Genomic DNA, 22,247 nt, shown 5'->3' with positions numbered 1-22,247 from the left:
CCACGTCGCCGACCACCGGTGTTTCGGCATACTGGGGAGCGTGACTTCTGATCTGAGTGCTCCCTCCGGTATTGATCTGTCCTTCCGCGATCAGGATGTGCGGGTGCAGGACGATCTGTTCGCGCATGTCAACGGGCAGTGGTTGGCCGGGTACGAGATTCCTGCCGACCGGGCCGTCGACGGTGCGTTCCGCACGCTCTACGACCAGGCCGAGCTCGATGTGCAGGCGATCATCACCGACAGTGCCTCCGGTGCGGCCGACGATGCCGATGCCCGCAAGATCGGGGATCTGTTCTCGAGCTTCATGGCTACCGATGTGGTCGCGGCGGCCGGGTTCACCCCGATCGCCGACGAGCTGCGCGCGATCGCCGAGGTCGCCGACCCGAGCGCGTTCGCCGCGCTGCTCGGACGCTTGCAGCGCACGGGAGTTCGTGGCGCGCTCGCCTACTACGTCGACACCGACGACAAGAACTCCACCCGGTACCTGGTGCACGCGACCCAGTCGGGCATCGGGCTGCCCGACGAGTCCTACTACCGCTCTGATGAGTTCGCGCCGATCCGCGACGCCTACCTCGCGCACATCACCAAGATGTTCACCATTGCCGCCGCCGACGCGGCCTTGGACGGCCTGCTCCCCGCGGACCCGGCCGACGCCGCCCGCCGCGTGTTCGAGCTGGAACGCACACTCGCCGCGGGCCATTGGGATGTGGTTCGGCGCCGCGATGCCGAAAAGAGCTACAACCTCACGACCTTCGCCGACCTGGTCGCCGAGCACCCGGAATTCGACTGGGCCGCTTGGGTGGAAGGCGTCGCCACCGGTCTCGACCGTGACGGCGAGGATCTGTTCGCCGAGCTCGTCGTTCGTCAGCCCGACTACCTGCGCGCCTTCGCCACCGCGTGGGCCGAGGTGCCGCGAGCGGATTGGCAGGCGTGGACGGCGTGGCAGGTGCTGCACGCGCGCGCCGGATTCCTCACCGACGAGATCGTCGAGGAGTACTTCGACTTCTACGGTCGCACCCTCACCGGCGCCGAGGAGAACCGCGAGCGCTGGAAGCGCGGCGTGTCGCTGGTGCAGGAACTGCTCGGCGAAGCGGTCGGCAAACTGTATGTGGCCCGGCACTTTCCGCCGCAGGCCAAGGCCCGGATGGTCGAGCTGGTGGCCAACCTGCAGGAGGCATACCGGCGCAATATCGCCGATCTCGAGTGGATGGGCCCCGACACTCGCGCCGCCGCGCTCACCAAGCTGGAGAAGTTCACCCCCAAGATCGGCTACCCCGACACCTGGCGTGACTACTCGGCGGTCGAGATCGACGCAGGAGACCTCGTCGGCAACTACCGCCGTGGCCACGCCGCCGACCACGATCGCGACCTGGGCAAACTGGGTGGTGAGGTAGATCGCGGCGAATGGTTCATGACCCCGCAGACGGTGAACGCCTACTACAACCCCGGCATGAACGAGATCGTGTTCCCCGCGGCGATCCTGCAGCCGCCGTTCTTCGACATGAACGCCGACGACGCCGCCAACTACGGCGGGATCGGCGCGGTGATCGGCCACGAGATCGGCCACGGTTTCGACGACCAGGGCGCCAAGTACGACGGCGACGGCAACATGCAGGACTGGTGGACCGACGAGGACCGCGCCGAGTTCGGCAAGCGCACCAAGGCCCTGATCGACCAGTACAACGTGCTCTCCCCCGCCGACCTCGACGACGAGCACACCGTGAACGGCGAGTTCACCATCGGCGAGAACATCGGCGATCTGGGCGGGCTGTCCATCGCCCTGGCCGCCTACAGGATTTCGCTCGACGGCAAGGAACCTCCGGTCATCGACGGCCTCACCGGGCTGCAGCGCGTCTTCTACGGCTGGGCGCAGGTCTGGCGCACCAAGGCTCGCACCGAGGAAGCCATCCGCCGCCTCGCCGTCGACCCGCACTCCCCGCCGGAGTTCCGCTGCAATGCGGTGATCCGCAATATCGACAGCTTCTACGAAGCCTTCGACGTGACCCCCGACGACAAGCTGTTCCTGAAGCCCGAGGAGCGCGTGACAATCTGGTGATGCGACTCGACCCTGCCGGTGGCCTGCCCGCCGGTAGGGTCGAAATCCATTGCTCCGGAGAGGGACCCATGCGTCACCAGCAGGTAGCCGACAATATCTTCACCATCGCGGGCACCCATGTGAACATGGTCCTGCTCCGCGACGGCCGCGATCTGACGCTCATCGACGCGGGCTGGCACGGCGACGCCGCCACTATCGAGAAGTCGATCCGAGCCCTGGACCACCGCCCCGAAGACATCAAGGCGATCCTGCTGACCCATGCCCACCTGGACCACGTCGGCGCACTGAACCACCTGCACCGCCACTACGGGATCCCGGTCTACACCAGCGAAATCGAAGTCGCCCACGCCCGTGGCGAGGTCCACGAATCCGCCACCCCGCTCGATGTGATCAAACGCCTCACCGACCTCGACACGATCGGCTGGGCAGCCCGCATCACCGCCGCCGGCGGCCTTCGCAAGAACCCGGTTCCTCATATCCGGCCCTTCCCCACAGAAGGCGCACTGGACTTCCCCGGCAATCCGATCGCGATCCCCTCCCCCGGCCACACCTCCGGGCACAGCGCCTTCTACCTGCCGAACGCGGGAGCGGTAGCCACCGGCGACATGCTGGTTACCGCCCATCCCACGTCGAAAATCCAAGGCCCCCAACTACTCCCTGACTTCTTCAACCACTCGACCCCGGAAACCTTGGCAGCCCTCGAAGCCCTCGAATCCCTCGCCGCCGACCTGGTCCTCCCCGGCCACGGTGACCCCTTCACCGAGGGCATCGGGCAAGCCGTCGACCGAGCTCGGGCCCACGCGGCCGCCGATCTCACCTGATTTTCACCGCGCGAGTAGTGAACTAGTTACTCTCGTTCCAGCCGGAAAACGCGAGTAATTCGCAAGCTTGTGGCGTTTCGATAGCAGAAAGTATTGCAAGAACCGATGAATTGGCCAGCGCACCAGGTCGAACAGCGACAGTGGACGGCGCGCGGCGCGCGGGTGGGCCCTCTGCCCGAACAGGTCGGGGTGTCGATCCCACCGCGCATCGCCGACCTCGATTTCGCCACCAGGCGAACGACATCGGCCAGCGAGGCAGCGGCGATCGCGGTGACCCATCTCGAAGCCGGCCACGGTGGCCTGGCTCCCCTGCGTGAGTTCCTGCTGCGCAGCGAGGCGGTCGCATCATCGAGAATCGAGCACATCGACGCGGGCTGGCGAGCATTCAGCAAAGCCTTCGGTGGCGCGACGGCTCGCCCCGAGGCGGCGTCGCAAGTGGCCGCAGTGCGGGCGCTGACCGGCCTGGTCGACACGGCGGAGAACGGCCGGATCACCGAGGCGAGTCTGCTGAGTGCGCATCGGGTGCTGATCGCCCCGGAGTGGGAGAAGGCCGGGCGCTTCCGCACCATCCAGACCTGGATCGGGGGCAGTGACTACACGCCACTCAACGCGCTCTACGTGCCGCCCCCACCGGAACTCTTGCCCGAACTGATGGCAGACCTGCTGGCCTTCGTCGCCCGTGGGGACCTGCCGATCCTCGTGCAGGCCGCGCTCGCGCACGCGCAGTTCGTGTCGATCCACCCGTTCGTCAGTGGCAACGGTCGGATCGGCCGCGCCCTGGTGGCCGCCATTCTGCGCCGACGCGGCCTGACCGACCGGGTGACCGTCCCCTTCTCCTCGGTCATGCTCGCCGACACCTCGCGCTACTTCGCCCAATTGGCCGCCTACCGAACCGGCGCCGCCGAGGAATTCGTCGTGTACCTGGCACTCGCGGCGGTGTACGCGAGCGAGGCCTCGATCGACTCGGCCCGCGCACTCACCGCGCTCCCCCAGGGCTGGCGCGACCGGGCCCGCCCCCGCGCCGGCTCCGCCGACGAGGCGCTCCTGGCGAATCTGCTCGAGCACCCGATCCTCACGATCGCCGAAGCGAAGGCCAGCACCACCACATCGGACTCGGCCACCTACCGAGCTCTGGATCGCCTCACCGCCGCCGGCATCCTCGAAGTCGTCTCCGACTCCAAACGAAACCGCATCTGGGCCGCCACAGACATCCTCGCCGAACTCGGCGCCCTCAACGCGGCCATCGGCCGACGCACCGCGGCGGGCCTGTCCTGACACGCAGGTCTCAGCGCAGGCGCAGTTCGGTGTCCGCGTCGAAGAAGAACACCTCTTCGGGCTTCGGCCGTAGATGCAGCGTTTCGCCCAGGGTGGTCTGAAATCGGCGGTCAACGCGGACCACGATCTTGCCGGAGCGGGTGGACCAGTCGGTGCCCGCGCCGTGGGTGTAGACGAACGATTCGGCGCCCAGTTCCTCGAGTAGTTCGGCGACGACGGTGATGCCGGCGGGGTCGGTGGTGACCTCCCAGGACTCGGGACGGATGCCGAGCACCACGCGAGCGCTGGAAACGCCGCGCGGCACCGGGATTCGCAGTCCGTCGAGCACGGCTTGGCCATCGAGCACGGGTGCTTCGAGCAGGTTCATGCCGGGTGAACCGATGAATCCGGCGACGAAGGTGTTCAACGGATTGTCGTAGAGCTCGCGGGGAGACGCGATCTGCTGCAACGTGCCCTCGCGTAGCACCGCCACCCGGTGACCCATCGTCATCGCCTCGACCTGGTCGTGCGTGACGTAGACCGTGGTCGTGCCGAGACGCTGCTGCAACGCGGCGATCTGGGAACGGGTACTCACCCGCAACTTCGCGTCCAGGTTGGACAGCGGCTCGTCCATGCAGAACACCTGCGGGCGGCGCACGATGGCGCGGCCCATGGCGACGCGCTGCCGCTGGCCGCCGGAGAGCTTGGCCGGTTTGCGGTCGAGCAGCGGCTCGAGTTCGAGCATTGCCGCGGCTTCCTTCACCCGAACCAAGGTGTCGGACTTCGACATGCCCGCATTGCGCAGCGCGAAGCCCATGTTCTCGGCGACGGTCATATTCGGGTAGAGCGCGTAGCTCTGGAACACCATCGCCACGTCGCGGGCGCGCGGCGGCAGGTCGGTGACATCGCGTTCACCGATCCGAATCGTGCCCGCCTCCACGGATTCCAGTCCGGCCAGCATGCGCAGGCTCGTCGACTTGCCGCAGCCGGAAGGGCCGACCAGCACGAGGAATTCACCATCGGCGATGTCGATGTCGAGTGCGTCGACGGCGGGAGCGTCGGCGCCGGGATAGCGATGGGTCACACCGTCGAACTGCACTGTCGCCATGGGGACTTCTCCTAGCAGGGAATGCGAAACGGGCCGGTGGTCCAACGAACCACCGGCCCGTGGGGAACTACTTGGGCAGCTTGGGCGTGATCTGCCGGTCGATGATCGCCTGCACGTCGGCGGCCACCTTCGCGAGAACCGTTGCCGGATCCGCGTTCTGGAGGCCGATCTGCTCGTAACCGGTGCCGATGATCTGATCGGCGCCGGGCACGAACACCCGGGCGTAGTCCTGCGACTTCGCTACCGAGAGCTGGTCGATGGCGACCTTGGAGTTCGGGTTCTTCGCCAGGAAGTCGATCTCGCTCGGGTCGGTCACGGCCGACTTGCGCACCGGCATGTAGCCCGTGTTCTGCGTGAAGTACGCGGTGTTGGCCGCGTTGGTGATGAACTCGATGAACTTGAGCGCATTCACCTTTCGCGCCTCGGAGATCCGCGAAGGCACGGCCAGACCCGCGCCGCCGGTGGTGACGCCGGGACCGTTCGGATGCGGCAGGAACGCGGTGCCGACCTCGAACTTGCCGTCGGCGTTCTTCTTGATGCCCTTCAAATCGCCGGTGGAGGCGATGGTCGAGGCGGCGACACCGGTGCCGAAGTCGACCGCGATCTGCGGGCGGATCGCGGCGTACTTCTTGACGTTGATCGAGTCGCGCAGGTACGTGGCCGCGGCGATCGAGCCCGGATCGGTGAACTTCAGTTTCCACTGATCGGAGTAGGCGCCGCCGAAGGTCCAGTTCGGGCCCTGGAAGGTCCAGCCGAGGTAGTTCTTGGCGTCACCCCAGGCATGCGCGAACTTGTCGGCGCCGACGAGGGACTGAAGCTTGGGGCCCCACTCGTCGAATTCCTGCCAGGAGTTCGGGCCGCGGTCGGGCAGTCCGGCTTTCGCCCAGACGTCCTTGTTGTAGTAGAACAGCGGGGTCGAACGGGCGTAGGGCAGCGCGTAGTGCTTGCCGTCGAACAGGTAGTCGGCGGCGAGCGAGTCGACGTAGTCGCCCAGCTGCACACCCGCGGCGCCGAAGTGCCCGTCGAGCGGCTCGATGGCTTTGCTCAACGCGTAGTTGAACCACCAGACATCCGACAGCACAACAACATCGGGCAGTTCACCGCCGGTGAGCGCCGCGTTGAACTTCTGCGCCACCTCCTCGTAGTTCTTGCCCGCGTCGACCAGGTTCACCTTCAGGTCGGGGTACTTGGCCTGGAAGCGGTTGATCAGCTCCAGCTCCAGTTCCTTGGAGGTGCCGGGGTGGTTGGACCAGAAGGTGATGGTGCCGGCGTCACCGGAATCGCCGGATCCGCCGCCGGTGCCCGCGCACGCGGACAGCGCGGCGGCAGCGGCGACGCCGCCGGTCAGGCCGAGGAAGCCACGGCGACTCAACGCCGGGAATCGTGAGTTGGACACTGGCGAACTCCTGTTCGAGATTTAACCCTTGACCGCACCGGAGGTGAGGCCCTTGATCATGTGACGTTGCAGGGCAAGGAAAACGATGAGGATCGGCAACATGGTGAGCACGGTGCCCGCCATCACCGGCCCCCAGTTGGTGACGCTGGGGTTCTCGGTGTTCTGCAGCAGGGTCAGGCCCACCGGCAACGTCGCGACGTCGGCGGAATCGGCCATCAGGAACGGCCAGAGGTACTCGTTCCACTCGTTGACCAGCGTCACCACCGCGAACGCCACCATCGTCGGCCCCGACATGGGCAGCACCACGCGGGTGAGCAGCCGCCACCAGTTCGCCCCGTCCATCCGCGCCGCCTCGATCACCTCGGCGGGCAGTGACAGGAAGTGGTTGCGCATCAGGAAGGTGCCGAAGGCGACGCCGCAGAGCGGAACGATGATGCCCTGGAAGGTGTTTCGCCAGCCGAGCTGCGCGATGAACGCGTAGTTGGAGATGACGGTGATCTGGTTGGGCACCATCAGCGCCGCGATGATCACCAGGAACACGATGTTCTTGCCGGGGAAGCGCAGGAACACCAGGCCGTAGGCGCTGAACACACCGAGCGCGAACTTCACCACCGACACCACGCCGGTGACGATCAGCGAGTTCCGCAGGAACGTCCAGAACGGCACCGTGGTGGTGGCGTGGCTGTAGTTCTCCGGGTGCCAGCTGTGGGGCCAGTAGACCGCGGGCTGGGTGTAGATGTCGGAGCGGTCCTTGAGCGAGGTGATCAGGATCCAGAACATCGGGACCCCGACGATGATCAACACGCACACCATGGCCGCGTAGCCGAGGAGGGTGACGGCGCGTTGGCGACGCTGGTACGAAAGCGTCTGCGGGCCCACATGTTTCATCGTTCGCCTCGGTCCATCACGCGCACCTGGATCAACGTGACCACCAGCAGCACCACGAACATGATCGTGGCCACGGTGGCGCCGTACCCGGCCCGGAAATTGCGGAACGACTCCTCGTACACCTGGAACACCATCGTGGTCGTGCCGTTGCCGAGCGGTCCGCCGCGCGTCATCACATTGATGATGTCGAAGACTTGGAGCGAGTTCAGCAATACGGTGATCGACAGGAAGAAGGTTGTCGGGCGTAGTTGTGGCAGAAGGACTTTCGTGAATCGAGTCCAGCTGTTCGCACCATCCATTTCGGCGGCTTCGAGTAATTCGGCGCGCACGCCTTGCAGCGCGGCCAGATAGATCACGAAGGCGTAGCCGAGGTTCTTCCAGATGTAGGTGAGCGTCACCATGAACAGGGCCCATTCCGGGTCCTGATAGAAATCCGGCACATTGTCTACGCCGAGCCGGTGCAGGACATCTTGTACCAGACCGAAACTCGGATCGAAGATGAATTGAAAAGCTACGCCGATCGCCGCGCCCGAAATCACGAACGGCGCGAAAATGGCGGAGCGGACTACATTGCGCCCGAACAGTTTTCGATCGAGCAGCACGGCGAGCGCGAGACCGAGCGCCATACTCACCACGACGGCCGCCACGGTGAAGATCACCGTATTGCTGACGACCTTCCATGAGTCGTCGCGCTGCCACCACTCGATGTAGTTGTCGAACCCGACCGAATTCGCCACTGGATCAGCGATATTCCAGTCGGTGAACGATAGCCGGATGTTATCGGCAAGCGGTCGGTAAACGAACAGGGTGAGCAGCGCCAGGTTCGGCACCACGAGTACTGCGAACAGCGCGTAGTCCTGCCACGGACGGCTTCTCCCGGGGAGTACCCGCTCTGGACTCTTTCGCACCGCGGCAGCTTTACGGTGCATGGCGAACCGTTGGTTAACCCTGCCCGCCGATTTTCTGAACATCGGGCACACAGTGCCGATTACAGCAAAAACCCGAACAACACGACCTCGATTGATCGTATTGTTCGGGTTTTGTTCAGCGCGTTGCGCTCAGTACGTCAGTTCCAGTCGCCGAGACCGTCACCCGCACTGAGGGTTCCGCCCTGGGTTCCGGTGATGACCACGGCGTCACCGCGGCGCGAGTTCTCCAGGAACCACTTCGCGTCCTCGGTGCTCACATTGAGGCAGCCGTGGCTGGCGTTGGAATAGCCCTGCTGCGCGACCGACCACGGTGCGGCGTGGACGAAGATGCCGCTGTTGGAGATGCGGGTGGCGTATTGGACCTCGAGCTTGTAGCCCTCGGGATCGGTGACCGGCACGCCGTAGGTGGACGAGTCCATCGTCATCTTCTCGAGCCGCTCACCCACGATGTAGGTGCCGTTGGGGGTCTCGTGACCGGTCTTGCCGAGCGAGGTCGGCATCTCGCGCACGACCTCACCGTTGATCGTCACGACGATCATCTTGGTGGCGTCGTCGACGGTGGCGACGAACGCGTCACCGATGTGGAACGCGCTGGTGGTGCCACCCGCGGCCACGGTCACGTTGGTGTTGGCGGGCCAGAACTCGGCGGGCTTCCAGCGGACCTGCTTGCTGGAGGTCCAGTAGAAGTAGCCCGGCGCGTTGGTGCTCGAGGTGACCTTGATGGCCCGCTCGGCGGCCGCGCGGTCCTCGACCGGCTCCTGGAAGGTGATGATGATCGGCTGCGCGACGCCGACGGTCTCACCGTCGGCGATGTTGATGTTCGGCGGCGCGAACGGCGCCTGCTGCGCGGGCTCGTTCACCGCGGGCTGGCTCGAACCGGCGCCGAAGCCCGGCAGAGTCGGCTGAGCCTGCGCGGGCACGGCGATCAGCGCGCCGGTCGCCGCGATCGCCGCCGACAGCAGCAGACCCCGGCGGAGCCAGCGCGATTGCCGCATATTTGCCTCGTAGTGCATAGGTTTCTCGTCCATTCCATCTCTCGTTCCGCGTGCGGCGGCCCGAGATCTACTCATTGACGCTTTTTCTCATTGACGCAGAGGCCGCAACGGGTCTCTACGGGGTAACGACGTCCCCGACCCTGACCCTCCATTACTACCCGCACCAGGTGACCGGGTGCCAGCCGTGTTGCGCGGTGATAACAGGGCGGCAACTATGTGCTGTGGGTCACATAACGTGCTGTTATTCATCGGCTTTCGTCAAACGCCGCGCTCACAGCGGCGAGTCGATGGCAGTGCGCGCGAACAGCCGGGAAGCACAGAGGTGTGAGTCTCAAACGTCACGTGAGGCAAATCACTCGGTGCGTGTGAAGTGGATCGCTCGATCCGGCGCGGTCGCGAGATTGCGCGGCACCGTGCGTGGTCGCCTACCGAGCGCCAGGGACGGCTCGAGGGCCAACCTGACCTCGGTCAGCAGCGTTGCCAGCACGATCCGCAGCTCGTAGTCGGCCAGCGTCGCGCCGATGCAACGACGGTGGCCGCCGCCGAACGGCGCGAACTCGAACGGGGTGACCGCGCGGCCGAGGAATCGGTCGGGGTGGAACAGGTGCGGCGCCGGCCAGGTGGACGGCTGGCTGTGCAGGACGCCGACGGCAAGGCCGATGGTGGCGCCCGCGGCCACGTCGACTCCGCGCCAGCGCAACGGTTCCTTCACCGTGCGCAGCACGATCGGCACCGGCGGGTGCAAGCGCAGGGTTTCCTGGCAGACGGCGTCGAGCAGCGGTAGTCGGGCCTGTTCGGCGGGGTCGTCGCCCGCGGTGGGCAGCTCGGCGAGCACGCGATCGAGCAGGCCGGGTTCGCGGTGCAGGTGATAGAGCGCCCAGGTGAGCGTGGTCGCGGTGGTTTCGTGGCCCGCGACGAGCAGGGTGCGTAGCTGGTCGCACAGTTCGGGGTCGGTGGGCGCGGTACCGTCGTCGTAGCGCAGGGCGAGGAGTAGATCGAGCAGATCACCGTCGGACGGGCCGGTGCGGCGGCGCCGGGTGATGTCGGCCGTGATCAGCTCGTCCAGTCGCTCCCGAGTCGCGGTGAACCGCTCCCACGGGCCGAAACCGCCCATGCCGCGGCGCAATACGGGCGCCACCATCAGTGGGGTGGTGAACGCGGCGAGGAAATCGGTGACCGGAGGGCCGTATTCGGCCGCGCGATCGGAATCGGAACCGAACACCGCGGCGAGGATGACGCGCAGGGTGATGGCGCGCGCGGCCGTGAGCGCATCGATCCGAGTGCCGAGTTGCCAGGGACCACCTGCGCCACACTGGATTTCGTGCAGTGCGGCATCCCGGATGACCTTCCCCAACAACCGCATCCGAGCGCCGTGCAACGCCGGCGCCAGCAGCGCGCGATCCGTGCGATGCCGCGTCCCGGAACTGAGAATCAGCGATGCGGCCCCCACCATCGGCTCGATCGGATTGGGTCGAGGCGGCTCGAGCAGTGCGACGGGCGCCCGGAACAATTCGCGCGCGCCCTCGGCCGTTCCGGTGAACAGCACGGGCGGAAACCCAGGGAACCCGACCGCGAACGGATCACTGCGCGCCGCGCGTCGTCGCAGGTAGCCCTCGAAATCCCGCCCCGCGGCGACGCCGTGCAGCAGCGAAAGGCGCGGCGCGGCGGGCGCGGGGCTCAGCGAACTCATGTCCTTTACTACGGCGGGCTCCTCCCGGCGGTTCGATCAGCGACGCGCCGCGCGTACGGTCCCCTGCGCGATCGCCGCCAGCTTGGCCAGCCGTGCGTCACCGAGCGCCGTGACGGCCCCACCCAGCCGGTTGGTGACGAACGCGATCGACATCCCCAGATCAGGATCGGCGTAGGCACCAGACCCGCCGACGCCGTAGTGGCCGAAGGCATTTCGCGGCTGCTGCTTGGTCATCAGCACCGGCCGGTGGTAGCCGAGAGTGAACCGCAGCGGTAGTCCGAGGACATAGTCGCGGCTGCTGGTCTGCTGGGTCCGGTTGATCGTCTCGATCGTCTCCGGCCGCAGGAACCGCACCTCACCCACCTGGCCGCCATTGGCGAGCGCCCCGTACATCCTGGCCAGCGCCCGTGCCGAGAACACGCCGTTCCAGCCGGGCATCACCGCATCGTGCACCCGCGGATCGCGGACGAGTTCGTCGAAACTCTCCGGCATGCCCGCCTCGGCGAGCCCGCGCGCGGGCCGCACCCACGACAGCACCGACGACGCGGTGTTCCAGCGGATCCCCGGTGGCGCCAGGTGCGGAAAGATCTTCGCGATCCGGTGCCGCTGGCCCGGCGGTACCTGGAACCAGAACTCGTCGATACCCAACGGCTGGGCCACTTCTCGACGCAGTACCTCGGTGAAGGGCTCACCGGTCACCCGCTGCACGATCTCGGCGACCAACCAGCCGAAGGTGATCGCGTGATAGCCCGAGGTGCGGATGCGGCGCGGGTCGGCGGGGCTCTCGGCGAGGGCGGTCACCACCGCGTCGTAGTCGAGAATGCCCTCGCGGCCGGGGACAAGGCCGCGTACCCGATGCAGGCCCGCGCGATGGGACAGCACGTCACGCACGGTGATGTCGTCCTTGCCGTGTGCCCCGAACTCCGGCCAGTAGGTGGCCACCGGCTCCTCGTAGTCGATGAGCCCGCGCTCGGCCACCCGGTGCAGCACGGTGGCGGCGACGCCCTTGCCGGTGGAGAAGGTGAGCGCGATGTTCTCGCCGGTCCAGCGCAGATCCTTGGCCGCCCAGCCCGCCCAGATATCGACCACCGGGCGCCCGTCCAGATAGATGGCCAGCGCACCGCCACCACGACTGGGCTGGGAGAACATCCCGAAGAAATGATCGGCGAGGCGGATGAAGCGCGGATCGACCACCATCTGCCGTGGGGCCGCGAAATCGCCGACCGGCGCCGGGTTACTACTCACGATGTGCGTGGACTACTCGGACGGCCTCGCCTCGGAAACACCATGGCTACCTCCTGATACGCGATCGGGGGCCCCGCTCCGCACTCGGCGACCGGAATCCCAAGGGTATCGCAGGCAAGACCCGCCGGGTTGGAGTCGACGGGGGTAGCTCCGGTGGTGTATTCACAGTAGGTGTTTGCAGATTTGCCAATCGGCCGGCTCGTCGGCGCGATCGCCATCACCGTGACCGCGTTCGTCTCGACCGGTTGCGGAGGCACCATCGACGGCCACGCACAGCCGGCGATCGACGTCGTCCCCGCGACGAGCAGTGCGACTCCGACCACCAAGCCGGGCAAGACCACCGGCAAACCCACCGCGAGCAAGCCGGCGCCGACGTCGAGCAAGGGCGGCAAGACCGACTTCCAGGCCAATATCGGCGATTGCGTGTCGCTCGGCGGCACCGTCAACGACGCGACCATCGAGAAGGCCGCGTGCGGTAGCCGCTCGTCGAACTACAAGGTGATCGGCAAGGCCAAGACCAGCAACGGCTGTGTCGGCGACCGCGACAACTTCTACGCCGAGACGCTCAACGGCATCGAGACCGGCGCGCTGTGCCTCGACATCGACTGGGTCATCGGCGGCTGCATCGACGTGGGCGGCGACGAACCCAAGCGCATCGACTGCAACGCGGGCGGGACCGAACCGGTCAAGGTGATCACGATCAACAAGAACTCCGACAGCGTCGACGACTGCCCCGACGCCGCCGATTCGGGCTTCAAGTACGCCGAGCGCCGCGTCGTCGTCTGCGTGGAGAGCCTGTAGTCCGACGAACGACGTGCGTGGCGGCTAGTTTGGAGTCGTGCCACAGACGGTTCGGCTGAGCTCGGCATCGGGTCGGTGGATTCTGCTCGCCACCATCCTCGGCTCGTCGATGGCGTCGCTGGACGCCACCGTGGTCTCCGTGGCGCTGCCACGCATCGGCGAATCGCTGCACACCGATGTCGCCGGATTGCAGTGGACCGTCAACGGATACACCCTCACCCTCGCCTCGTTCATCCTGCTCGGCGGTTCGCTCGGTGACCGGCTCGGTCGCCGTCGCGTCTTCGTCTGGGGGATCGTCGGATTCGCGATCACCTCGCTGTTGTGCGCGGCCGCGGTGAATATCGAGATGCTGGTCGGCGCGCGGTTGCTGCAGGGCGTGGCGGGTGCGCTGCTCACACCGGGGAGTCTGGCGCTGATCTCGGCGTCGATCGATCGGCGCGATCAGGGCAGCGCGATCGGATTGTGGTCCGGACTCGGCGGGGTGGCCGGTGCGTTCGGGCCGTTGCTCGGCGGTGGATTGATCGATCTGGTCGGCTGGCGGGCGATCTTCCTGCTCAATGTGCCGCTCGCGCTGGTGGTCGCCGTCGTCACACTCAGATACGTGCCGGAGAGTCGTGATCCGCAGGCGCCCGCGCGGATCGACGTACCGGGAGCGGTGATCGTCGCGCTCGCGCTCGGCGCCCTCACCCTGGGACTCATCGGTTCGCGGGTCGTGCTGACGACGGTCGGCGTGGTCGCGCTGGTGTGTTTCGTGCTGGTGGAACTGCGTAGCCCGAATCCGTTGGTACCGCCCTCGCTGTTCCGTTCGCGGATGTTCACGGTGGCGAATCTGGTGACGTTGCTCGTGTACGCCGCGCTCGGCGGCGTCTTCTTCCTGCTGGTTCTGCAATTGCAGCTGGTCGCCGGCTACTCGCCGATGGCGTCGGGCGCCGCGGGATTGCCTGTCACGCTGCTGATGCTGGTGCTGTCGGCGCCCGCGGGACGGTGGGCGCAGCGCCATGGGCCGCGGATTCCGATGACGATCGGTCCGCTGCTGGCCGCGGGCGGGGTGTTCGCGCTGCAGCGGATCGGACCCGGCGCGGACTATGTCACCGATGTGTTGCCCGGCGTGTTCGTCTTCGGGCTGGGGCTTTCGGTGCTGGTGGCGCCGTTGACGGGCGCGGTGCTCGCCGCGGTGCGCGAGGGCGAGGCGGGTATCGCGTCCGGGGTGAACAACGCCGTCGCGCGAACGGCACAGCTACTCGCCGTGGCGGCGTTGCCCGGTCTGGCCGGGTTGTCCGGTGCGTTCGACGACCCCGTCGCCTTCGCCGCGGGCTTCGACACCGCGATGCGCTGGTGCGCGCTGCTGTTGCTGATCGGCGCGGGCATCGCGGCGGTGCTGCTCCGGGTGCCGCGTCAGCCGCCGCAGCTCGAACGCGTCGACTGCCTGCCGCACTGCGCGGGCGCCGACGGCCCCGCGCTCGCACCGAAATCGCTTGCCGTACACGACGTATAGAAAAGGAGCGGGTCGCGTGGACAACCACGCGACCCGCTCGACATCCGGGGAGTACAGGCGAGGGACTAGATCGGGCGGTAACCCGAACCCACGCCGCCGCGGCCGTTCATGTCGTCCATGATCGAGTTCATATTGGTGCCGACCTCGGGTCCGACGCAGGCCAGGGCCAGATAGGCGTTGACCATGCCGACCAGGGTCGAGCCGACGACGACCGGCGCGCCGGAATCGCCTTCGACCACGCACATCTGCGACCAGGTCTCGGTATTGGTCGCGAAGACGTCGCCCCAGGTGATGCCGCAGGTATTGCCGGTGGTCCGGCCTTCCTTACAGACGATCGTGGGGAACTGCGCGGGTCCGCCGACGCCGGTGATGGTGACGTTGCCGATCCGGTTGACCGGGGTGATCCGGCCCGGCGTGAACTGGATGACCGCGTAGTCGAGTTCGGAGTTGCTGTACACGAAACGGCCGATCTCGCCGTAGCCTCGATCCGCCTCGGCGCTGACCGTCGCGCCCGCGTCGCCGCAATGGCCCGCGGTCAGGCCGACCAGCCTGCCCGCGCCGTCGTAGCCGACCGTGGTGACTGTGCACTCGAACGCGTTGTCGATCACGATGCCGGAGCCGCCGCCGATCACCGGGGGGCCTGCTTGCGCGTTGGCCGCGCCGGTGCCGAGCAGTGCTGCACCGAGGGCGAGGGCGAAGGCGGTGTTGGCCACCTTGGCGAGTTTGCTGAACATGTCCCTCCAGATGTCGGAAGCTCGCACGATATCAATACGGTCTGTCTATCGTGCCTGTATTCGATCCCGGGCGCGCCCTCGGACCGGTGTGTTTGCCGCCGAGTCGTACAAGCCTTCCCACGTGGTTGTCATAGCGATTCCCTATTGAAATCGTGTCGCAGCGCGTCGTTCGTGTTTCTCGCGTGAAGTGTTCGGATAATTCGGCGTGGAGTTCGTTATGAATGACAAACTTCCGCAATATTTCTTTACCGCGACCGCCGGTACTGGGAAACCATCTAGGAAAAGACGTCCGAGCGTAATCTCCGAAACCCTGGAATTATGGGCTGTAGGGTCCGGCATGGCGGGTCTCATAGCCGTTTCGGACAGTGACCTCTATCTATGACAGCGCTCACATGTCGGTGATGTGTTCTGCGCTACTCCGTAGTAAGGTGCGTCAAGCAAACAAGTCGCCGGAGCGTTGAGGGTCCGGCGTCGAGAGGGGTTATGGCAGTGCAGTCGACCGAGAGTCCGCCCACACGTTCACGAGTCAGCGAGGCTGTCGACTGGACGAAGGGCCTTTGGGACGACCACCCGAAGAAGTCGCTGGAAACCTTCGGTCGACAGATCACGATGGGTATCGAAGCGATCACGGAGTTGTTCGTCGCGATCTTCCGTCGGCGTTTTCCTTTCGATGAGTTCGTCCGGCAGTCCGCCTTCATGGCGAGCGTCGCCGCGGCGCCGACGCTGCTGGTGGCCATCCCCATCGCGGTGATCGTCTCGATCCAGGTCGGCGCGGTCGCGGGTCAGGTCGGTGCCACCTCGTTCATCGGTGCGGCCAACGGTCTCGGCATCATCCAGCAGGGCGCCCCACTGGTCACCGCGCTGATGATCGCGGGCGCCGTCGGTTCGGCCATCTGCGCCGACCTCGGCTCACGCACCATCCGTGAAGAGATCGACGCGATGAAGGTCATGGGCGTCGACCCGCTTCGCCGCCTGGTGGCTCCCCGCCTCGGCAGTGCGATGCTGGTCAGCTTCCTGCTCTGCGGCTTCGTCGTCTTCGTCGGCTTCCTCACCGGCTACATGTTCAATATCTTCGCCCAGGGCGGTACGCCCGGCTCCTACATGAGCACTTTCGCCTCGTTCGCGGTGACCCGCGACCTCGCGGTGGCGCTGTTGAAGTCGGTCTTGTTCGGTCTGATCGCCTCGATCATCGCCTGCGACTGCGGCCTCAATGCGCGCGGCGGCCCCGGCGGTGTCGCCAACGCGGTGAACTCCGCGGTGGTCAGCTCCACCGTCATGCTGCTCGGTGTCAACGTGGCGATCACCCAGATCTACGCCGCCGTCTTCCCCCCACAGGTGGTCTGAGCCATGTCCTCTACTTACGTACCTCCGCTACTGCGGCCGATCCGGTCGCTGCAGAAGGCCAGCAAGGCGCCCGGCGACCTGCTCGCCCGCCTTGGCCATCAGGTCTTCTTCTTCCTGCGTTCGGTCGGCTCCATCCCACTGGCCTTCAAGCAGTACCCGAAGGAGGTCTGGCGTCTGCTCACCGACGTCACCTGGGGTAACGGCAATATCGTCGTCGGCGGCGGCACCATCGGCGTCATCCTGATCATCAGCGCCTTCGGCGGCATGACGGTGGCCATTCAGGGCCACACCTCGCTGAACCTGCTCGGGTTGAGCCCCATCACCGGCGCGATCTCGGCCTTCGCCACCACCCGCGAGCTCGGCCCGCTGCTGGCGGCATTGGCCTTCGCCGCCCAGGCGGGGTGTCGATTCACCGCACAGCTGGGCGCGATGCGCATCTCCGAAGAGATCGACGCACTCGAGTCGATCGCCATCCGCCCGCTGCCCTACCTGGTCAGTACCAGGATGATGGCCGCGGTGATGGCGATCGTGCCGCTGTACGCCGTCGGTCTGACAACCGCGTACCTGGCCTGCTCGGTCACCGTGCAGTTGATCGGAGGTACCGCGGCAGGCACCTACTCGCACTACTTCTTCCAATTCCTGGTGCCGACGGACGTGCTCTACTCGCTGCTCAAGGTGATCATCTTCGTCATGATCACGACGTTCATCCAGTGCTACTACGGCTTCTTCGCCTCGGGCGGTCCCGAAGGCGTCGGCGTCGCGGCCGGCCGCGCGATCAAGATGTGCATCATCCTGGTCGTGTTCGCCGACCTCGTCATGACATTGGCGATCTGGGGCATCAACCCCGGCATCAGGATCTCGGGGTAAGGGCGCGATGATCATCGATCCGAGTGGGCGCGGCCCCACCATGAAGCAGTTGTACGTGGCAGGTGCCGCCGGTTTGATCGTCTTCGCGATCATCCTGGGTTTCCTCACAGCCAGGTACCAGGGCTACTTCGTACCCAAGGTCAACGTGGTCGCGAACCTGTCGACCACCGGCGACGGTCTGCCGTCGGACGCCGATGTGAAGTTCCGCGGCGTGCTCGTCGGCGTTGTGAAGAACGTCGACATCGGCGAGAGTGCCGAGCAGAAGGTGAACATCGAGCTCAAGCCCGAGTTCGCCGACGGCATCCCGAATACCGTCACCGCACGCGTCGTGCCCTCCAACCTGTTCGCGGTCACCTCCGTGGAGCTGGTCTACAACGGTGCGAACAGCCAGCACCTGAAGGAGGGTTCGCAGATTCCCGAGGACCGCAGCCAGGGCACGATCGCGCTGCAGGACACGCTCACCACGGTGCGCGACATCCTCGACGAGGTCGACCCGGTGCAGTTCGGTCGCGTGCTCGGCACGCTCACCCAGGCCCTCGACGGCAGCGGCCGGGTTCCCGGCTCGACCATCCAGCGCCTCGACCACTGGCTGACCACGGTCGCCGACGCGGGCCCGAACCTGGGCGGCATGCTGGACAACTTCTCCGACTCCGCGCACGCGCTGAACCAGTCGGCGCCGGAACTGCTCGATGTGCTCGGCTCCTCGGTGCAGACCGCGAACACCATCGCCACCAAACGCGAACAGCTGATCGCGCTGCTGGCCGGTGCGAGCGCCACCACCGATCGGGTGAACGACCTGTTCGCGTCGAACCCCGACGTGGGCAAGGAAGTCACGGTCGGCATGAACGCCACCCTGGGTGCGCTGGCCGCCGATCCTGCGTCGATCACCAAGACCTTCCAGGTCTTCGGTCCCTCGCTGGCCCAGCTCAACACCACCTTCCACGGTGGCCCGAGCGGCAAGCAGATGGTCTGGAACGCCGGCATCACGTTGACGCCGTACCAGCCCAACACCGTCGCCGATTGCCCGCGCTACGGCGATCTGCTCGGACCGAGCTGCTTCACCGCACCGGCCCAGGTCTCCCTGCCGCCGATTCCGGAGAACCTGCGTCCGCGCAGGCTCGACTCGGCCGCCGGCCTCCCGCCGTTGGTGTCGATCCCGGGCATGCCCGACATCCCGGGTCTGACCAGTCCCGGCGTCTCGCCGATGCACACGGCCAACGGCACCGAGATCAAGCCGTTCCAGGGCACGCCGCTCGAGGGACTCGTCCCGACGATCCAGGTTCCGGGTCTGCCCGGTCTGCTCGGTGGTACGCCCGCTCCCGCGGCCGCTCCGGCCTCGGCGCCCGCTCCGGCGACGGTGCCTGCCGCCACACCGATCTCCTACTCCGGTGACGCGGCGATGACTCAGCTGCTCGGTCGCAAGCCGAACGCGTCCGAATATCTGCTGCTCGGTCCGATTTTGAAGGGCGGAACCCTGCAAGTGTCCGAAAACGGGGGTGGCGCATGAGTATCCGTAAGCCACTGATCGGGTTCAGTATCTTCGCGCTCGTCTCACTGCTCGTCACCGTGGTCGTGTGGAACACACTGGCTCGCACGGTCGACGGTGACACCCGCAAGTACACCGCGATCTTCACCGATGTTCTCGGGCTGCGGCCCGGCGACGATGTCCGCATGGCCGGCGTGCGCGTCGGCAAGGTCGAGGCCATCGAGCTCGACGGCAAGAACGACGCCAAGGTGTCGTTCATCGTGCAGAGCGACCAGACACTGTTCAACGACACCAAGGCGCTGGTCAGGTACCAGAACCTGATCGGCCAGCGCTATGTGGCGCTGACCCCGGGCGCGACGCCGAGTCCGGAGGCGCTCAAGAGCGGCTCCACGATTCCGCTCGACCGCACCGAGCCCTCGTTCGATATCTCGGCCCTGCTCAACGGTTTCCAGCCGCTGTTCCAGGCGCTCGAGCCCGCCGAGGTCAACGCGATGTCGGAGACCCTGATCCAGGCGCTGCAGGGCGACGGGGTTTCGCTGTCGGCGTTCATCATCCAGGCTGCCCAGCTCGCCACTGATTTCCAGCGTCGCGACGCGATCCTGTCGGACGTGATCACCAACCTGTCCGGTGTGATGGCCGGGTTGGCAAAGCGAGGGGACGAATTGGAGACCCTGATTACCCAGACCAGGGCGCTGATCGGCGGGCTCTACGACCAGGGACAGTCGCTGCAGGCTTCCACGGTCACCCTCGCCGATTCGACGACCGCGCTGGTCGGGATGATGAGCAAGATCCAGCCGAAGCTGGCGGCGACCCAGAACTCGACCACCGCGGCGCTGAATCTGTTGCTCGCCAACGGCGCCAAGCTCGACCAGGTCGCGATCGACATGCCTTCGATGCTCGCCGACCTCGGCCGCATGACGTCGGAAGGCACTCACGCCAACGCCTACCTGTGTGGCCTGGACGTCTCGCTGTACGGGGTCCTCTTCCCGCGCGGTCTGTTCAGCCAGATCGGTGGCAACAGCCATTCCGAGGTGTGCAGATGAGCAAGATCAAGTCGGCCTTCGCCGGTAACCGCAACTTCTGGCTGGGTGTGATCGGTGCGCTGTGCATCGTGTTGCTGCTGGTCGGTTCGAGCATCTACCAGTTCATCGGGCTCGGAAAACAGTCCATCGACGCGGAGTTCGTGCAGGCCGCGGGCATCAAGACCGGCGACAAGGTCGCGGTCTCCGGTGTGCAGGTCGGCACGGTCTCCGGCGCCAAGATCGAGGGCGATCACGTGGTGGTCACCCTCGACGTGGACAGCTCGCTCAAGCTCGGTCCCGACGCGCACGCCGCGATCAAGATGGCGACCCTGCTCGGCGCGCGCTACGTCGACCTTCAGCCCGGCGACGGATCGGGCTTGAAGGACAAGACGATCCCGCGCAACAACACCGACGTGCCGTACAACATCGCCGATGTGGTGCAGGTCGGTACGCCGAAGTTCGAGGCGCTCGACACCAAGAAGCTCGCCGCCTCGCTCAACACCATCAACTCCCAGCTCGGCGATTCGCCGGAGCTGGTGGCGCAGGCGCTCGACAGCGTCGGCGCGGTCGCCAAGGTGGTCGATCAGCGCAAGGGTGAGGTCGACAGCCTGCTCAAGGACCTCAACCGGGTCACGCAGCTGCTCGCCGACAACCGCAACTCGATCCTGCTCGTCATCACCCAGGGCGAGGCCATCGCCAACCGGGTGATGGAGCGGCAGAGTCTGCTGCGCCAGCTGCTCGACAATGTCGCCACGCTGACCCGTCAGCTGGAGGAGATCGGCGCTCAGAACGGTGACCAGTTCGGCGGCACCATCAGCCAGCTCAACACCATGGCCGAGGGCCTGCAGAAGAACAAGGACAATCTCGACAAGCTGCTGCAGATCGGACAGCCGACGGCGCGTTACTTCAACAACGCCCTCGGTAACGGCAACTACGGCTCGGTCGCGCTGCCGTGGTTGTTCCCCGACAACTGGCTGTGCTTCGTTCAGGTGATCCAGGGGTGCCAAGGATGAAACTGACCAACAAACTCCGCATCGCGCGGACGATGATGATCGCCACCACCGCGCTGGCCCTCGGTAGCTGCTCGCTGCTGCCGAGCCAGTTCGACGACGCGCTCGGCCGCTCGACCAAGATCACCGCCGACTTCGAGAACATCGCGGGCATGTACGAGGGCAACGAGATCATGGTCCTCGGCCTCGCGGTGGGCAAGGTCGACAAGATCGTGCCGAAGGGCACCTACGTCGAGGTCCACATGACCATCGACTCGGGCGTCAAGATCCCGAAGGACGCGATCGCGGCGATCATCTCGCCCTCGATCGTCACCGACCGTCACATCGAGGTGAGTCCGCCCTTCACCGGCGGTGAGACGCTGAAGTCCGGCGATCACCTGCCCAAGGCGCGGACCAGGACTCCGGTCGAGCTGGACACGATGATCAAGACCATCGACCAGTTCGCCGCGGCCCTCAAGCCCGAACCCGGCCAGGAGGGTCTCGGCCCGCTGTCGGGCCGGGTGCTCTACCCGGTGCTCAACGGCAACGGCCAGAAGATCAGGGAAACCCTCGACGCGCTCTCGGGTGCGTTGAAGGTCGGCGTCGACAACAAGGACGCCATCTCCAACATCATCATCAAGCTCAACGAGCTCACGACGATGCTGGCCGACAACGATCAGTCCGTGCGCGACTTCAGCGACCGGGTGACCGCCATGTCGGGACTGCTCGCCGACCAGGCACCCGGCCTACAGGCCACCCTCGACCAGCTCAATCAGTTCCTGAACAACACCTCGACGACCTTCGCCGGGCATCAGGAAGAACTGGCCGCCTCGCTGACGGGCCTGACCACGGTCACCAACCAGTTGCGTGCCAACTCGGGCGCGATGATCGAGATCGTCGACGTGGTGCCGCTGCTCATGGAGAACATCGACGGCGCTATCAACAAGGAAAAGGGCTTCGTCCGCTTGCAGGCGCTGATCGGTACCGCTCTCTCGGGCGAGATCGTCAGCGTGTTCTGTGAGCGGATCCAGATGCGGCCCGATGGTTGCCGCACCGGCAATGTCCAGGACTTCGGCCCCGACTACGGGCTCACCGCCGCACTGCTCGGACTGACGAAATGAACCGAC

At 66.1% G+C, this 22,247-nt stretch carries 19 protein-coding genes; 11 read left to right on the top strand and 8 right to left on the bottom strand.

Annotation, left to right across the window (positions count from 1 at the left end; translation table 11 throughout):
* Positions 1 to 40 precede the first annotated feature (40 nt).
* The 3 genes from OHS03_RS28070 (at position 41) to OHS03_RS28060 (ending at position 4,152) form a co-directional block, all read left to right on the top strand.
* Positions 41 to 2,056 carry a M13 family metallopeptidase gene (locus OHS03_RS28070; RefSeq protein WP_328658211.1) on the top strand — a complete coding sequence of 672 codons (2,016 nt, stop codon included), beginning with the start codon at positions 41 to 43 and terminating at the stop codon, positions 2,054 to 2,056.
* A 68-nt stretch (positions 2,057 to 2,124) separates the two neighbouring features.
* Positions 2,125 to 2,877, top strand: a complete 753-nt coding sequence (locus tag OHS03_RS28065; protein ID WP_328658208.1) for an MBL fold metallo-hydrolase — start codon at positions 2,125 to 2,127, stop codon at positions 2,875 to 2,877.
* A gap of 105 nt (positions 2,878 to 2,982) precedes the next feature.
* Complete coding sequence (locus tag OHS03_RS28060) at positions 2,983 to 4,152, top strand: Fic family protein (RefSeq protein WP_328658206.1); 1,170 nt, start codon at positions 2,983 to 2,985, stop codon at positions 4,150 to 4,152.
* A gap of 10 nt (positions 4,153 to 4,162) precedes the next feature.
* On the opposite strand, the gene OHS03_RS28055 is transcribed toward OHS03_RS28060, so the two are convergent.
* From OHS03_RS28055 to OHS03_RS28025, 7 genes are all read right to left on the bottom strand, one after another.
* Positions 4,163 to 5,239, bottom strand: coding sequence for an ABC transporter ATP-binding protein (locus OHS03_RS28055; protein ID WP_328658205.1), 1,077 nt, complete (start codon positions 5,237 to 5,239; stop codon positions 4,163 to 4,165).
* Between the two features lie 67 nt (positions 5,240 to 5,306).
* Positions 5,307 to 6,635: an ABC transporter substrate-binding protein gene (locus OHS03_RS28050; RefSeq protein ID WP_328658203.1), complete on the bottom strand. Its 1,329-nt coding sequence runs from the start codon at positions 6,633 to 6,635 to the stop codon at positions 5,307 to 5,309.
* A 21-nt stretch (positions 6,636 to 6,656) separates the two neighbouring features.
* Positions 6,657 to 7,523 (bottom strand): carbohydrate ABC transporter permease, encoded by an 867-nt coding sequence (locus OHS03_RS28045; RefSeq protein WP_328658201.1) that lies wholly within the window; start codon positions 7,521 to 7,523, stop codon positions 6,657 to 6,659.
* The gene (locus OHS03_RS28040; protein ID WP_328658199.1) at positions 7,520 to 8,431 is read right to left on the bottom strand and encodes a carbohydrate ABC transporter permease; all 912 of its coding nucleotides are present in this window, start codon (positions 8,429 to 8,431) and stop codon (positions 7,520 to 7,522) included. Before OHS03_RS28040 ends, OHS03_RS28045 begins: the two co-directional genes overlap by 4 nt.
* A 158-nt stretch (positions 8,432 to 8,589) precedes the next feature.
* A complete protein-coding gene (locus OHS03_RS28035) occupies positions 8,590 to 9,480 on the bottom strand; it encodes a L,D-transpeptidase (protein WP_328658197.1) in 891 nt (296 codons plus the stop codon).
* A gap of 319 nt (positions 9,481 to 9,799) precedes the next feature.
* Positions 9,800 to 11,137, bottom strand: a complete 1,338-nt coding sequence (locus tag OHS03_RS28030; protein ID WP_328658195.1) for a cytochrome P450 — start codon at positions 11,135 to 11,137, stop codon at positions 9,800 to 9,802.
* 36 nt (positions 11,138 to 11,173) lie between these two features.
* The gene (locus tag OHS03_RS28025) at positions 11,174 to 12,334 is read right to left on the bottom strand and encodes a serine hydrolase domain-containing protein (protein ID WP_062990704.1); all 1,161 of its coding nucleotides are present in this window, start codon (positions 12,332 to 12,334) and stop codon (positions 11,174 to 11,176) included.
* Positions 12,335 to 12,565: 231 nt separating this feature from the next.
* Here OHS03_RS28025 and lppU point away from each other — a divergent pair, with 231 nt between their 5' ends.
* Both lppU and OHS03_RS28015 read left to right on the top strand, forming a co-directional pair.
* Complete coding sequence (lppU, locus tag OHS03_RS28020; RefSeq protein WP_328658194.1) at positions 12,566 to 13,183, top strand: LppU family putative lipoprotein; 618 nt, start codon at positions 12,566 to 12,568, stop codon at positions 13,181 to 13,183.
* A 37-nt stretch (positions 13,184 to 13,220) separates the two neighbouring features.
* On the top strand, positions 13,221 to 14,678 hold the full coding sequence (locus OHS03_RS28015) for an MFS transporter (protein WP_328658192.1): 1,458 nt from the start codon (positions 13,221 to 13,223) through the stop codon (positions 14,676 to 14,678).
* Positions 14,679 to 14,743: 65 nt separating this feature from the next.
* Here the strand turns inward: OHS03_RS28015 and OHS03_RS28010 are convergent, their stop codons facing one another.
* Positions 14,744 to 15,412 carry a S1 family peptidase gene (locus OHS03_RS28010; protein ID WP_056822702.1) on the bottom strand — a complete coding sequence of 223 codons (669 nt, stop codon included), beginning with the start codon at positions 15,410 to 15,412 and terminating at the stop codon, positions 14,744 to 14,746.
* Positions 15,413 to 15,895: 483 nt separating this feature from the next.
* Here OHS03_RS28010 and OHS03_RS28005 point away from each other — a divergent pair, with 483 nt between their 5' ends.
* From OHS03_RS28005 to OHS03_RS27980, 6 genes are read left to right on the top strand one after another with little or no spacing between them, the layout of a single operon-like run.
* The gene (locus OHS03_RS28005; RefSeq protein ID WP_371852065.1) at positions 15,896 to 16,756 is read left to right on the top strand and encodes an MlaE family ABC transporter permease; all 861 of its coding nucleotides are present in this window, start codon (positions 15,896 to 15,898) and stop codon (positions 16,754 to 16,756) included.
* A 3-nt stretch (positions 16,757 to 16,759) separates the two neighbouring features.
* Positions 16,760 to 17,623, top strand: a complete 864-nt coding sequence (locus OHS03_RS28000; protein ID WP_056822703.1) for an MlaE family ABC transporter permease — start codon at positions 16,760 to 16,762, stop codon at positions 17,621 to 17,623.
* A 7-nt stretch (positions 17,624 to 17,630) separates the two neighbouring features.
* Entirely contained in the window at positions 17,631 to 19,130 is a 1,500-nt protein-coding gene (locus OHS03_RS27995) for an MlaD family protein (protein WP_328658190.1), read from the top strand.
* Positions 19,127 to 20,152: an MCE family protein gene (locus OHS03_RS27990; RefSeq protein WP_328658188.1), complete on the top strand. Its 1,026-nt coding sequence runs from the start codon at positions 19,127 to 19,129 to the stop codon at positions 20,150 to 20,152. Before OHS03_RS27995 ends, OHS03_RS27990 begins: the two co-directional genes overlap by 4 nt.
* Positions 20,149 to 21,144 carry an MCE family protein gene (locus OHS03_RS27985; protein WP_328658186.1) on the top strand — a complete coding sequence of 332 codons (996 nt, stop codon included), beginning with the start codon at positions 20,149 to 20,151 and terminating at the stop codon, positions 21,142 to 21,144. The genes OHS03_RS27990 and OHS03_RS27985 overlap by 4 nt, the downstream gene beginning before the upstream one ends.
* On the top strand, positions 21,141 to 22,241 hold the full coding sequence (locus tag OHS03_RS27980) for an MCE family protein (RefSeq protein ID WP_328658184.1): 1,101 nt from the start codon (positions 21,141 to 21,143) through the stop codon (positions 22,239 to 22,241). The genes OHS03_RS27985 and OHS03_RS27980 overlap by 4 nt, the downstream gene beginning before the upstream one ends.
* The last annotated feature ends 6 nt before the right edge of the window (positions 22,242 to 22,247 follow it).

This window comes from Nocardia salmonicida (genome assembly GCF_036142455.1).
GTDB classification, from domain to species: domain Bacteria; phylum Actinomycetota; class Actinomycetes; order Mycobacteriales; family Mycobacteriaceae; genus Nocardia; species Nocardia salmonicida.
This window is presented reverse-complemented; position numbering and strand designations above follow the sequence as displayed.

What these genes read in the sequence shown, in the direction of transcription:
- OHS03_RS28065 (WP_328658208.1), top strand. Translation starts at nt 2,125, where the DNA reads ATGCGTCACCAGCAGGTAGCCGACAATATCTTCACCATCGCGGGCACC.
- OHS03_RS28060 (WP_328658206.1), top strand. Translation starts at nt 2,983, where the DNA reads ATGAATTGGCCAGCGCACCAGGTCGAACAGCGACAGTGGACGGCGCGC.
- OHS03_RS28055 (WP_328658205.1), bottom strand. Translation starts at nt 5,239, where the DNA reads ATGGCGACAGTGCAGTTCGACGGTGTGACCCATCGCTATCCCGGCGCC.
- OHS03_RS28045 (WP_328658201.1), bottom strand. Translation starts at nt 7,523, where the DNA reads ATGAAACATGTGGGCCCGCAGACGCTTTCGTACCAGCGTCGCCAACGC.
- OHS03_RS28035 (WP_328658197.1), bottom strand. Translation starts at nt 9,480, where the DNA reads ATGGACGAGAAACCTATGCACTACGAGGCAAATATGCGGCAATCGCGC.
- OHS03_RS28030 (WP_328658195.1), bottom strand. Translation starts at nt 11,137, where the DNA reads ATGAGTTCGCTGAGCCCCGCGCCCGCCGCGCCGCGCCTTTCGCTGCTG.
- OHS03_RS28025 (WP_062990704.1), bottom strand. Translation starts at nt 12,334, where the DNA reads ATGGTGGTCGATCCGCGCTTCATCCGCCTCGCCGATCATTTCTTCGGG.
- OHS03_RS28010 (WP_056822702.1), bottom strand. Translation starts at nt 15,412, where the DNA reads ATGTTCAGCAAACTCGCCAAGGTGGCCAACACCGCCTTCGCCCTCGCC.
- OHS03_RS28005 (WP_371852065.1), top strand. Translation starts at nt 15,896, where the DNA reads ATGGCAGTGCAGTCGACCGAGAGTCCGCCCACACGTTCACGAGTCAGC.
- OHS03_RS28000 (WP_056822703.1), top strand. Translation starts at nt 16,760, where the DNA reads ATGTCCTCTACTTACGTACCTCCGCTACTGCGGCCGATCCGGTCGCTG.
- OHS03_RS27995 (WP_328658190.1), top strand. Translation starts at nt 17,631, where the DNA reads ATGATCATCGATCCGAGTGGGCGCGGCCCCACCATGAAGCAGTTGTAC.
- OHS03_RS27990 (WP_328658188.1), top strand. Translation starts at nt 19,127, where the DNA reads ATGAGTATCCGTAAGCCACTGATCGGGTTCAGTATCTTCGCGCTCGTC.
- OHS03_RS27985 (WP_328658186.1), top strand. Translation starts at nt 20,149, where the DNA reads ATGAGCAAGATCAAGTCGGCCTTCGCCGGTAACCGCAACTTCTGGCTG.
- OHS03_RS27980 (WP_328658184.1), top strand. Translation starts at nt 21,141, where the DNA reads ATGAAACTGACCAACAAACTCCGCATCGCGCGGACGATGATGATCGCC.